General features: G+C 55.8%; 10 protein-coding genes. 7 read left to right on the forward strand and 3 right to left on the reverse strand.

The features are described 5' to 3' along the window. The first annotated feature begins 82 nt into the window (after positions 1–82). Positions 83–322, forward strand: coding sequence for a DUF2789 domain-containing protein (locus RO22_RS13210; protein ID WP_027957446.1), 240 nt, complete (start codon positions 83–85; stop codon positions 320–322). Positions 323–359: 37 nt separating this feature from the next. Here the strand turns inward: RO22_RS13210 and RO22_RS13215 are convergent, their stop codons facing one another. Beyond that, positions 360–776: an SRPBCC family protein gene (locus tag RO22_RS13215; protein WP_022523267.1), complete on the reverse strand. Its 417-nt coding sequence runs from the start codon at positions 774–776 to the stop codon at positions 360–362. 221 nt (positions 777–997) lie between these two features. Between RO22_RS13215 and queC the strand changes: the two genes are divergently transcribed. From queC to RO22_RS13235, 4 genes are read left to right on the forward strand one after another with little or no spacing between them, the layout of a single operon-like run. Beyond that, entirely contained in the window at positions 998–1,711 is a 714-nt protein-coding gene (queC, locus tag RO22_RS13220; protein WP_022523266.1) for a 7-cyano-7-deazaguanine synthase QueC, read from the forward strand. Further along, positions 1,711–2,367: a 7-carboxy-7-deazaguanine synthase gene (gene queE / locus RO22_RS13225; RefSeq protein WP_022523265.1), complete on the forward strand. Its 657-nt coding sequence runs from the start codon at positions 1,711–1,713 to the stop codon at positions 2,365–2,367. The genes queC and queE overlap by 1 nt, the downstream gene beginning before the upstream one ends. Then, positions 2,367–3,218 carry a 6-carboxytetrahydropterin synthase gene (locus tag RO22_RS13230; RefSeq protein ID WP_022523264.1) on the forward strand — a complete coding sequence of 284 codons (852 nt, stop codon included), beginning with the start codon at positions 2,367–2,369 and terminating at the stop codon, positions 3,216–3,218. The genes queE and RO22_RS13230 overlap by 1 nt, the downstream gene beginning before the upstream one ends. Continuing rightward, entirely contained in the window at positions 3,215–3,472 is a 258-nt protein-coding gene (locus RO22_RS13235) for a YkgJ family cysteine cluster protein (RefSeq protein ID WP_022523263.1), read from the forward strand. Before RO22_RS13230 ends, RO22_RS13235 begins: the two co-directional genes overlap by 4 nt. A 21-nt stretch (positions 3,473–3,493) precedes the next feature. On the opposite strand, the gene RO22_RS13240 is transcribed toward RO22_RS13235, so the two are convergent. After that, a complete protein-coding gene (locus tag RO22_RS13240) occupies positions 3,494–7,393 on the reverse strand; it encodes an AAA family ATPase (RefSeq protein ID WP_027957451.1) in 3,900 nt (1,299 codons plus the stop codon). A 27-nt stretch (positions 7,394–7,420) separates the two neighbouring features. Then, positions 7,421–8,104, reverse strand: coding sequence for a tRNA-(ms[2]io[6]A)-hydroxylase (locus RO22_RS13245; RefSeq protein WP_041158499.1), 684 nt, complete (start codon positions 8,102–8,104; stop codon positions 7,421–7,423). A gap of 548 nt (positions 8,105–8,652) precedes the next feature. On the opposite strand from RO22_RS13245, the gene acnB reads away from it, so the two are divergent. Both acnB and rraA read left to right on the forward strand, forming a co-directional pair. Continuing rightward, positions 8,653–11,256, forward strand: a complete 2,604-nt coding sequence (gene acnB / locus RO22_RS13250) for a bifunctional aconitate hydratase 2/2-methylisocitrate dehydratase (protein WP_009286917.1) — start codon at positions 8,653–8,655, stop codon at positions 11,254–11,256. 191 nt (positions 11,257–11,447) lie between these two features. Beyond that, positions 11,448–11,942, forward strand: a complete 495-nt coding sequence (gene rraA, locus RO22_RS13255; protein WP_022523259.1) for a ribonuclease E activity regulator RraA — start codon at positions 11,448–11,450, stop codon at positions 11,940–11,942. Positions 11,943–11,962 lie beyond the last annotated feature (20 nt).

Raw genomic sequence — 11,962 nt, forward strand, 5'->3', positions numbered from 1 at the left:
AAAGGCTTTTGTGTGCTGGCGCAGACTGAGAATCAAGCTATGTTATAGGGAGCATTCTAACCGTTTGAAGGAGCAACAGATTATGGAAAAGCCGGTACACCATTTCAGCGAACTATTCGAGCAGTTGGGATTGGCGTCTGATGCAGCTTCAATCGAGCGCTTTATCCAGCGCAACGCCCCACTTCCGGAAACGATGCCATTGTCTGAAGCTCCCTGCTGGAACGAGGGCCAGGCAGAATTTCTGAAAGAAGCCGTAGATGACGATGCCGACTGGGCAGAGGTCGTTGACCACCTTGACGCCTCAATGCATAAACCACAATAAGTCGGTGGCCTGATCACCAATGCTCTGCTAAGCGGCGCTACTGATTTAAACGTGCCTCAACGCGCTCAAGAATTTGTCGGCTGACTTTGCCGACTAGTGGCTTGGCCGCTTTGTTGACGGCTTTCTCCATTAACCGGTTGCGAATTTCATAGCTCAACGTTAATGCCACTTCGGTACCTTCTGGCACCTCGCGAAGGCGATAACGTCCCTGGTTCTTCACACCATCCAAGGACTCCCAGGCAAGCACATAAGGCGGCTGAACCTCGGTAACCATGACATCAAACGCCCAGTCCATGCCCACGGCACGTACGTGCCAGCGGTAACGGTTTTCGCCCAGCGTTTCTATTGAGCGAATCAGATCCGAGTAATCGGCAAAATCCTCGACACGACGCAATAGTTCAAACACTCGTTCGGGCGGAGCGTTAATGATTTCACTATGTTCAATAGTTGCCATTGGTTCGCCTCTAACGACATGGATGGATAGCGTAGCATGTTGATATTCATGCTGCCCGCCTACGCACTTTTTTACTTCAACCAGGTACATGGTCAGCGCTAGAACTGGTCAGACTAACGGCTATTGCGTAAACTGCCGCCCTTCCGGACCGGACCCCGGAACGCCGCGTCAGCTAAACGCTGCTCGCGATTAATAAATTCTCCGACAAAGAGTGTTTTCTCATGTCATCAATACCCCCAGTGGCGGCTGATACAGCCACCACAACCGTCGTTATCTATTCCGGTGGAATGGACTCTTTTACCGTGCTTCATCGCGCGCTGCGAGAAGGGCTTAGCGTACACGCGCTTTCGTTTGACTATGGTCAGCGGCATGCTCGCGAACTCGACACTGCACGCCAAGTGTGCGCCTCGCTGGGGCTACCCCATCAAGTAGTCGATATTCGCGCCATACACGGCCTGATTGATCATTCGGCGCTCACCAATCCAGACCAAGCAATGCCCCAGGGCGACTATGATGCGGACAACCTGCGCGCTACCGTCGTACCCAATCGCAATATGATCTTGCTCTCCCTGGCGATTGCCAAGGCTGTGAACATTGGCGCAGAACGAGTCGACTACGGTGCCCATGGCGGCGACCACATTCTCTACCCCGACTGCCGCCCCGAATTCGTCGAGGCAATGAACCATGTCGCGGGCATCGCCAACTTCGAGCCAGTGAAGCTACACGCCCCTTATCTCAAAGTAAGCAAGGCCGACATACTGCGTGAAGGCTTGGCAATGGGATTGGATTACCGCCATACCTGGACCTGCTACGAAGGCCGTGAACTTGCCTGCGGCGTATGCGGCAGCTGCCGCGAGCGGCTGGACGCCTTTGCCGCCAACGGTGTTACCGATCCATTGGCTTACAGCGTAGACAGCGCAGTAGGTCAGCGCTGATGTATCAGGTCAAAGAAGCCTTTTACACCCTCCAGGGGGAAGGTGCTCAAGCGGGCAGAGCGAGCGTTTTCTGTCGTTTCAGCGGCTGCAATCTGTGGTCGGGCCGTGAAATTGATCGGGCGACGGCTAAATGCACCTTTTGCGATACTGACTTTATTGGCACTAACGGCATCAATGGCGGCAAGTTTGCTACTGCTACCGCCCTTGCTGAACACATTGCCGGGCTCTGGCCCAGCCAACTCGGTGACGCCAAGTCGCACGCGACGCCCTATGTGGTGTTTACCGGCGGCGAGCCGCTGCTGCAGCTTGACGCAGCGCTGATTGCCACACTGCATAGCCATGGGTTTGAGGTGGCCGTCGAGACCAACGGTACGCTGGCTCCGCCACCAGGTATTGACTGGCTATGTGTCAGCCCTAAGGGTAGCAATCCGCTAGCCATTACCCAAGGCGACGAGTTAAAGCTTGTCTACCCTCAGGTGGACGCTCCCCCGGAGCAGTTTTCAGGCCTAGGGTTTCGCCACTTCTTTCTACAGCCGATGGATCTTGCCCCTCTCAATCAGGATAAGACCACCGTTGCTGAAGCGACCGCCTACTGCATGGCTAACCCCCAGTGGCGCCTATCGCTACAAATGCACAAATTAGCAGGTTTTGATTAATGTCCCTATTCGTGAACCAACTGACCCATATTGACGTTTCCCTTTGGTGTTCCGAGCGCGGCCTAGTAGGCTGCAGCTGGCAGGTGGACGCAGTGCTGGATGGCGAGCTGGGCGAAGATGGTATGCTGTTCGATTTTGGTGAAGTCAAGCCGTGGATCAAGCGCACGCTAGACAGCGGCCTCGATCATACTCTGCTGGTACCTACTCAGGCGCCTGGGGTCACGGTGACGGAGTGCCCCGAAGGTGTGTGCGTGCGAACCACCACGCCCTATCCGATGGAAGTGCGCGGCCCCAAGGAGGCGTTTAGCCTGCTGCCGTGGCAAACCATTGAGCTTGACACGGTCGCGGAGCACTTAAGTCAGCAGCTGACTGAAGAACGGCCTGAGAATGTCCATCAGGTTACCCTTACGCTTAGCGACGAGGCCGTCGATGGCGCTGCCTATGGCTACTCGCACGGCCTGAAGCGCCATTTAGGCAACTGCCAGCGTATCGCTCACGGCCACCGTTCACGGCTACACATCTTTCAGCAAGAGCTGCGTCAACCTACGCTCGAACAACAGTGGGCCGCATGGCTGGAAAATCGCTACCTGCTTGAAGAGGCGGATATCACCTCACGGGATAACGATTTCCTTACCTGCGGCTATCGCGCCGCCCAAGGTGATTTCTCCATTACGCTGCCACAGTCGCTATGCGCAGTCCTCCCCGGCCCCACCACGGTAGAAAATATCGCCGCCTGGCTGGCAAAAGAGGTTGCCACGCAAAGCGGCGTAACCACGCGTATCCAGGCCTTTGAGGGCATCAACAAGGGCGCGATTGCCGTATGTTCACCTAGTCCAAGTGCTAGGCTATGAGTGAAGGGTGTCGTGCGGGGTGTGGCGCCTGCTGCATCGCGCCTTCAATTAGCTCAGCTATCCCCGGCATGCCTGAGGGCAAGCCGGCGGGCGTTCGCTGCGTGCAGTTAGACGAGGATAACCTGTGCCGTTTGTTCGGGGATCCGAGCCGCCCCAGGGTCTGCGAGCGGTTTAACTTTGACGCTAGTGTGTGCGGCGAGAACCGGGAAGAGGCGCTCGCCACCTTGACGTGGCTGGAGCAGGACACCCGTTAAAGAGCACCCTGCTTTAGCTTATCAACCTTCAGCGCCTACCGGCCGAGGCAAACGGCGATCCAACAAGCTGATCCAACGGGTTAGCACCGGCGCATCGCTGTGGCTGACTTCGCTCAATAACTGCCTAAAACTCTCTTTCGCCTGCTGGTCGTTGGGCTCAATACGCGTCAGCCATAGTTCAAGGGCCGCTAGCTCCTGGTGGCGATTGCCGTGCTCGCGGGACTGGTTTATCGCCATCTCAGCCAATGCCTTGACTTCATTGGCGGGGTGTCCAAGCAGATCACGCACTTTAGCCAGTTGGGTGGCTAATTCGGGCAAAAATAGCGTGGTACGCTCACGGGCAATCACCAAGCACTGATCGAGGTACTCCTCTGCGGCATTTAACTCGCCTAGTTCAATGCAGGCATCCGAGTACCACAGCACCGGCCGCTGGTAGCGGTCACGGCCGTTCAGCTCCGCCATCTGATCCAGGCTCTCGCGTAACTGAGTCAACCCGGTAGTATCACCAGCCAAAGCTCGTTGCCAACCAAGAATACACTGGCTGGATATTTGCCACAGCTGTAAATCGGGCGTTCCGGTCATTGCCGCCGCCCGCTCCGCATGCCGCGCGGCCAAATGGACGTGGCCTAGCTGACGATAGAGCGCAGCGGCAAATAGCAGCGCCAGCGCCAAGGTACCGGGGTGAGCAATCTTCTCCGCCAGCCGAATCGCCGCCGAAACTTGCCGCTCGGCACGCTGATAATCACCACGCAGGCAGAGCGCCCAGCCCTGAAAGCAGGCGGCTGAAACTTGTGGATGATCAGAGAACGGTAGCCACTCGATCATCATTTGCGCATTGAGCGGATCGATTTCATCTAAATGGTCGTGAGCCTGCTGAATGCGACCCGCCCAGTACTCACAGTTGGCCCGGGCATAATCGGCCAACCGACGATAGCGAGGGTCTTCAAGGCGTGAAGCAAGATCAGCGAGCGTCGACGCCAGTGCAAAGGCATCGGCATGAGCATAGCGCTGGCTACGCCCCACCCAAAGCCCCCATTTGACTAGGAATATCTGCTCAAGATCTTCTGGATCCTCCAATCTATCGGTACCCGATTCGCGCAGCAGTTCCCTCGCACGCACAAAGCTTTCGTGAGCGGTAGGCGAGCCGTGGCCCTCAAGTGAGAACGCCGCCTGACCACGCACGGTGAGCAGACTTACTTCACGCTCAATCTCATGCTCAACGTGGCGCAAGCTCGCCAAACCGAAATCGGCCATGCGTAGCGCGGTTCGGTTGGCGCTTACCTTGAGCGCTTCACGGGCGGCCAATTCGAAATAGCGTGCACCACGGGCATAATGACCGCTCCGGCGCAGGTGAGTGGCAAAATCGCCGGGGTGGCGACTAATCCAGACAGGGAAGCGCTCCTCTATTAGGGTCACTACCTGTTGGTGCAGCTTGACCCGCACATCCCGCGGGCAAGAAAGGTAGGCAGCTTCTTGCAGCAACTGGTGGCTAAACTGATATTCGTGCTCGCCGCTCTCTTTATCGACCGGCTCGACAATCTCCAGCGCCCGCATATGTTCGAGCGCCTGGTTAAGTCGCCCTTTTTCCCAGCCGCTACACTCCAGTAGGAAATCCAACCGGAAACGCTTACCCAGCACTGCCGCTACGTGGGCAATTTCGCGGTCACCCTCAAGCTGATCAATACGGCTTGCCAGCAACCCTAACAATCCTTTGGGCAGTTCATCGAACTGGACACTACGCCCTTCGCGACGATCCATATCCAGACGCCGACAAATTTCCTGCATATAGAGCGGCACGCCATCGCAGCGCTCAATAATCTGGTTACGTAACCGTGGGCTCAAATGAATGCGGTAGCGCCGTGACAGCTGTGACAATAGCCGTGAAGACTGCTGCGGATCCAGATTCCCCAAACTAATCTGCTGATCCCAATGCAGCTTCACCGGCAGCAGTTCTCGGCCGTGGTGGCTAGCCACCAACATAAAGGCGGTATTGATAGGTAAACGTGCCTGCAGCCCCGCGAGCACTTTAAACGACGGCTCATCAAGCCACTGTAAATCATCGACCATCAGCACCAGGGTATGAGTGGTCGCCTGGCGCTCGATTAAGCGGTGCAGCAACATCACCACCAATTCAACGGCTTCACCGCTTTGGGCAAGCTGGGTGATCTCCTGAACTTCGTGCACCCCAAGCGCCTCTTCCAACAGGTGCTGACGCTCGGGCGTAAGCTGGTCAAACTCAAGCGTTGCCTGTAGCTCGTGAATCGCCTCGATAGTCAGCGGTTGCTTGAGATACCAGCCCACCAGAGTCCGGGCAACGCCGTAGGGATCTAGCACCGACAGTCTCGTGGTGGGCTGCCAGCAAATTGCCGCATCGCGACTAAGTTCTAACTGGCGGAAACCGACCATCAGCGCCGATTTTCCCATGCCAGATGCCCCGCGAACTAACACGCTTTGACGCAAACCTATACCTGCCCGCGCCAACGCGTCGCGCAGCGTACGCAGCGAGGTTTCACGCCCGACCAGGCTAGGCGGCAGTGCATCGCGACCGCCTTCGTTTAGGCCCAGCACTAAAGCGCGCAGTCGAACGCGACCGTCGCTAGCCACCAAACGCGATACCAAGCGTGGCTGTAGATCAAGCGCGGGCGGCATGTGCTGACTGGCTTCTTGTGAGATAACCAGCTCACTGCCTTCAGCTGCGCTCATTAGCTCCAGCGAGGTTTGGGTGACTTGCCCCAGCGGATCCGCCAATTGCCGCTCGGGCAAGTAGACGACTTGCCCACTGTGCAAACCAGCAGCTAACTCAAATTGCGGCACTTCGCCTTCGCCAGACCAATGGCGAGCACTCTCCTGGGGAAGCGCCTGACGGCAGTGCTCATAGAGCGCCACTAACTCAGCCAGTTGGTGAGCAGGCCCATGGGTACCGAAACACGCCAGCCCCAAGCCGCCAGTGGCGCCAGGCAGCCAGAAGCCGCCCAAGTGATGGCACTGCTGCTCTAGCCATCGCAACAGCTCTAACTGCAGAGTGAGGCAATGTCGGGTCGCGGCTCGGTCTTGCCACTCCCCTTTCAGGCGCAGCCGGATAGCCATCACGGAAAGTTGGCGCAGCTCAATCTCATCTTCACGCAGCGGTTTACTGTCTGCCGCCAGCGCGCGGGAAAACGCGCCCTGGGGACTCATCATGCGCGGGTCATGGTGGCCGTCAGACCAGTAGCTTGCCAACTGTAAGAAGCTAGGTTCAGGCTGCTGGCCTGACAACGCCAATAGCTGCAAGTAGCTATTATACTGCTCGTGCGCGGCGGCCATTTGATTCTGTTCAGCCAGTTGGCGAACCAAGCGCTCATGAAACGGGCCATAGCCGGAAAAGCGACTCACCAGTGTTTCCAGGATCAGATCAGGCACATCGGTATGTGCTTCGAGTACTTGTTCAGCAAAACGAATGACGCGCTGGCGCCACTCATTGCGCACCTGGACTAACCAGCGCTGAAACTCACTACAGGTGGCCAATTGAAGTTCTTCGATCAGGTCACCTTGGTAACAGGTCATCAGTGCTTCCAGGGTATCCAAGTCGCGCGGCCCTTCAAGCAGCTGTTGCAGTGTATGCAGGTCGACTTTCCAATTGGCCGGAAGCTGGAAGGCAATCGTTTGCCGGGAGACGCTTAATACTTGGTCGGCGCTCTCCCCCAACGACTGGCGTAAACAGTGCAGCGCGTGACGCAGGTTAGTTCTGCCTGAGGATAACCCTTGGTCAGGCCACAGCAGTTCCGCCAGCGCGGCGCGATTAACCGGCTGACGATGCAGCAGCAGATAAACGAGCAGCGCCTTCACTTTGTCGTAGCTAAAGTGGGTTAATACGTCTTCGCCCTGGGTAAGCGAAAAGTGACCAAAGAGAGTTAACTGGTCTGTCTCACGAGCATCGCGCATGATAAACATCCTGCCGGGCTAAGCGGGTTAAGCTGGCACACCGCTATGGAAACGAAAAGCCGTATCGGGCGTAGTAATCAGCTCCGCTTCACGCGCTACAAAAAAAGCGATCCGCTCATCAATAGAGCCCGATGTCTGCTGGCGAGCCAGTAATAGGTAGTCCTCAAAGTGACGGCCTTCTGACTTCACCAGGGTGCGATAAAACTTGGCGAGCTCTTCATCTAAATACGGAATCAAGCAAGCGAATCGTTCGCAGCTACGCGCTTCGATAAGGGCGCCAATGATGAGCACATCGATTAACCGTTCGGGATCATTGCTGCGCAGGTGTCGCCTAAGGCCTTCCGCGTAGCGTGAAGCGGTCAAGTGTTGGTAGGTCACCCCACGCGTCTCCATGAGCGCAACCACTTGCTCGAAATGGAGCAACTCTTCGCGCGCCAATTGCGACATTTTGCTTAGCAGAAGTGGCTGATCAACGTAGCGATAGAGCAAACTCATGGCGGTGGAAGCGGCTTTTTTTTCACACTGAGCGTGGTCGACCAGCAGCGTTTCAGGATTCTCTAACGCCCATTGCAGCCACGCCTCAGGTGTTGCACAGGCCAAAAACTGGTGCAAACTTTCCGGCAGCAGATCATCCGCTTTCACCGCATGATCAGCCGTTTGTAAGGCATTCTTTTGTTTAGAGGGCGGAAGTGTACCGGGTTGTATCAACATAACACCATTACCGAGCTTATATCTCACTATTGTACAACATATAAGCGCGCAAGGCGCTTACAGTTCCCTGTTGAATTGCGTTCTTCATACCCTGAATCGCTTATTACTAATGTAGTTGCGCGCTTAAAAATGCTCCACACACTTTTAATCAGCTCGCTTACGTAAGTACCACAGCAGTTAGATAGCGCTAAGGTCATAAAGTGAGGACTATGGTAACGCGCTGTAACGACAATCACACCTGCACAACCTGTGGTTAGCCCGTAAATGGGGAAAAAACTTTCCTGTTTTTACGCCAATAGGCTAATAAAAAGCGTTTTTTTGATCCGTTTAAATCAAGGTATCAACATAAAGTACAAGAGTCGTCTTTGCTTGCCAGCTTAACATTGTCGACAGTTTGCCGTAGAATCGCAGCCATCCAACCACACGCTGTTTGTCAAGCGTATGTCATATGTGATCGGCTCCACTCTACACCCACTGCGCGGCCACCACCGTGCACCGTGCAGGCCATCACCATAAAGTAAATGAAACGTGAATGAGAGGGCCCCAACGTGCTTGAAGCTTACCGCCAACATGTCGAGGAACGTGCAGCTGAGGGCGTCCCGCCCAAACCCCTAAACGCCGAACAAGTAGCCTTACTGGTTGAGCTGCTGAAGACGCCACCGGCCGGTGAAGAGGAGTTTATCCTCGACTTAATCACCAACCGCGTTCCGCCGGGCGTTGACGAGGCAGCTTATGTAAAAGCAGGCTTTCTTACCGCCATTGCGAAAGGTGAAGCGAGCTCTCCGCTGATCGACAAGATTCACGCCGTCAAGCTACTGGGTACCATGCAGGGTGGCTACAACATCGTTTCAATGGTAGAGCTACTCGATAACGAGGAGCTTGCCCGAGAAGCAGGCGAGCAGCTCAAGCACACACTGCTGATGTTCGACGCCTTCCATGATGTGGAAAGCCGCGCCAAGAACGGCAACAGCGTCGCTAAAGAGGTTATTCAGTCCTGGGCAGACGCCGAGTGGTTCCTGTCTAAGCCGGCACTGGCTGAAAAAATCACCTTGAGCGTGTTTAAAGTCCCGGGCGAAACCAATACCGATGACCTGTCTCCCGCGCCGGATGCCTGGTCACGTCCGGATATTCCGCTCCATGCCAACGCCATGCTCAAAAACGAGCGCGACGGCATTGAGCCAGTGGTTCCAGGTACCACTGGCCCGCTCAAGCAGATCGAAGACGTTAAAGCCAAAGGCTTTCCCGTCGTTTATGTAGGCGACGTGGTCGGCACCGGCTCATCGCGTAAGTCAGCCACTAACTCGGTACTGTGGTTCTTCGGCGACGATATCCCCTACGCTCCTAACAAGCGCGCTGGCGGTTTCTGCTTTGGTAGTAAAATTGCGCCTATTTTCTTTAACACCATGGAAGATTCGGGCGCCTTGCCGATTGAGATGGACGTCACCAACCTGAATATGGGCGATGTCATCGATGTTTACCCCTACGCAGGTAAAGTGTGCAAGCACGATAGCGACGAGGTAATCACCACCTTCGAGCTTAAAACGCAGCTGATTCTGGATGAAGTACGCGCTGGCGGCCGTATTCCCCTGATCATTGGCCGTGGTTTGACTGGCAAGGCGCGTGAGTCACTGGGCCTGCCCACCTCTGACGTTTTCCGCCTACCTGACCAGCCTAAAGATACCAGCAAAGGCTTCACCTTAGCGCAGAAAATGGTCGGTAAAGCGTGCGGTTTAGAGGGCGTTCGTCCCGGCATGTACTGCGAGCCCAAGATGACTACCGTTGGCTCGCAAGACACCACCGGCCCGATGACCCGTGATGAGCTGAAAGACCTTGCCTGCCTGGGCTTCCAAGCCGACCTAGTCATGCAGTCGTTCTGCCACACCGCGGCTTATCCGAAGCCCGTAGATGTGGATACTCACCACACCCTGCCCGACTTCATCATGAACCGTGGCGGCGTTTCGCTGCGCCCCGGTGACGGTATCATCCACAGCTGGCTCAACCGCATGCTGCTGCCTGATACGGTGGGCACCGGCGGTGACTCGCACACCCGTTTCCCGCTCGGCATCTCATTCCCGGCGGGTTCAGGCCTGGTAGCGTTTGCCGCGGCCACCGGCGTTATGCCGCTGGATATGCCGGAGTCGGTACTGGTTCGCTTCAAGGGCAAGCGCCAGCCTGGTGTTACGCTACGCGATTTGGTTCACGCTATTCCGCTCTACGCCATCAAGCAAGGCTTGCTGACCGTTGATAAATCCAACAAGAAAAATGCCTTCTCCGGGCGTGTGTTGGAAATCGAAGGACTTGAAGATTTAACCGTTGAGCAAGCCTTCGAGCTTTCTGATGCATCCGCCGAGCGCTCCGCCGCTGGCTGTACCATTACGCTGTCTGAAGAGAGCGTTGCCGAGTACTTGAAGTCCAACATCACCCTGTTGAAGTGGATGATGGGCAACGGTTATGGCGATGAACGCACCATTAGCCGTCGTATTGAAGGCATGGAAGCGTGGCTGGCCAACCCCAGCTTGATGCGTGCCGACCAGGATGCCGAGTACACCGAAGTTATCGAAATTGATCTGGCTGAAATTAAAGAGCCGGTTCTTTGTGCACCGAATGACCCGGACGATGCGCGCCTGCTGTCTGAAGTCGCTGGCCAGAAAATCGACGAAGTCTTTATCGGTTCATGCATGACCAACATCGGCCACTTCCGGGCTGCTGGCAAACTGCTTGAGAAGCAGCCTGCCGGTAGCTTAAAAACCCGGCTGTGGCTGGCACCACCGACGAAAATGGATCAGCATCAGCTGACCGAAGAGGGCTACTACGGTATTTATGGCCGTGCCGGTGCCCGTATGGAGATGCCGGGTTGTTCATTGTGTATGGGTAACCAGGCCCGCGTTGCCGCTAAGAGCACCGTGGTGTCTACGTCTACACGTAACTTCCCGAACCGTTTGGGTGACGGTGCCAATGTGTACCTCGCCTCTGCGGAACTGGCGGCCGTTGCCGCAGTAGAAGGACGCCTACCCAGCGTTGAAGAGTATCAACGCTATATGGGTGAGTTTGACGCTATGGCGGGCGAGATTTATCGTTATATGAACTTTCACGAGATTGAGGAGTATCAAAAGATAGCCTCAAACGTGATTCCGGTCGCTCAAGAAGCCTAACGCTTGTTAAGCACTTGAGATAGACCGCCCCATCGCCGATGCTCGCACCATCGCAGAAGATGTGACACGTTGCATTTTCTGAGTCGATGACCGAACGCCCCGCCACTGTTTTACAGGGCGGGGCGTTTTTTTATGCTCTACCTTTCTAAACTGTCCGGTAATCCAACAGTGTTTACCCTTAGGAGCTTGTGATGACGAAGTCGATTGATATAGTGACGCCCGATCTCTGCGATGCGCATCCAGAGGTTGCGGTGCTTGACCCGTTATTTGCCAATTTTGGCGGGCTTGAAGCTTTCTATGGCCCTATTCGTACAATCAAATGCTTTGAAGATAACTCCATGGTGAAACAGGCCGTTGCCGAGCCGGGTAACGGCGCGGTGCTGGTGGTGGATGCGGGTGGTTCGCACCGCTGCGCCATGCTGGGGGATATGCTCGCCGAGCAGGCCGTCGCCAACGGCTGGGCAGGGATCGTTATGTACGGCTGCGTGCGCGATGTGGATATACTCGCCGCCCTGCCGATTGGCGTTCAGGCGCTAGGCAGCCATCCGCGCAAAAGCGAAAAACGCGGCGAAGGACAACGCGATATTGACGTCACCTTTGCTGGTGTTACTCTTCAGCCTGGACAGTGGCTGTATGCAGATAACAACGGCATTATTGTTGCCGAGCAAGAGCTGCCACTTTCCTAACAAAGACCTCCGTAGTCATT

This window comes from Halomonas sp. KHS3, from assembly GCF_000830495.1.
In the GTDB taxonomy this organism is placed as follows: domain Bacteria; phylum Pseudomonadota; class Gammaproteobacteria; order Pseudomonadales; family Halomonadaceae; genus Vreelandella; species Vreelandella titanicae.

What these genes read in the sequence shown, in the direction of transcription:
- RO22_RS13210 (WP_027957446.1), top strand. Translation starts at nt 83, where the DNA reads ATGGAAAAGCCGGTACACCATTTCAGCGAACTATTCGAGCAGTTGGGA.
- RO22_RS13215 (WP_022523267.1), bottom strand. Translation starts at nt 776, where the DNA reads ATGGCAACTATTGAACATAGTGAAATCATTAACGCTCCGCCCGAACGA.
- queC (WP_022523266.1), top strand. Translation starts at nt 998, where the DNA reads ATGTCATCAATACCCCCAGTGGCGGCTGATACAGCCACCACAACCGTC.
- queE (WP_022523265.1), top strand. Translation starts at nt 1,711, where the DNA reads ATGTATCAGGTCAAAGAAGCCTTTTACACCCTCCAGGGGGAAGGTGCT.
- RO22_RS13230 (WP_022523264.1), top strand. Translation starts at nt 2,367, where the DNA reads ATGTCCCTATTCGTGAACCAACTGACCCATATTGACGTTTCCCTTTGG.
- RO22_RS13235 (WP_022523263.1), top strand. Translation starts at nt 3,215, where the DNA reads ATGAGTGAAGGGTGTCGTGCGGGGTGTGGCGCCTGCTGCATCGCGCCT.
- RO22_RS13240 (WP_027957451.1), bottom strand. Translation starts at nt 7,393, where the DNA reads ATGCGCGATGCTCGTGAGACAGACCAGTTAACTCTCTTTGGTCACTTT.
- RO22_RS13245 (WP_041158499.1), bottom strand. Translation starts at nt 8,104, where the DNA reads ATGTTGATACAACCCGGTACACTTCCGCCCTCTAAACAAAAGAATGCC.
- rraA (WP_022523259.1), top strand. Translation starts at nt 11,448, where the DNA reads ATGACGAAGTCGATTGATATAGTGACGCCCGATCTCTGCGATGCGCAT.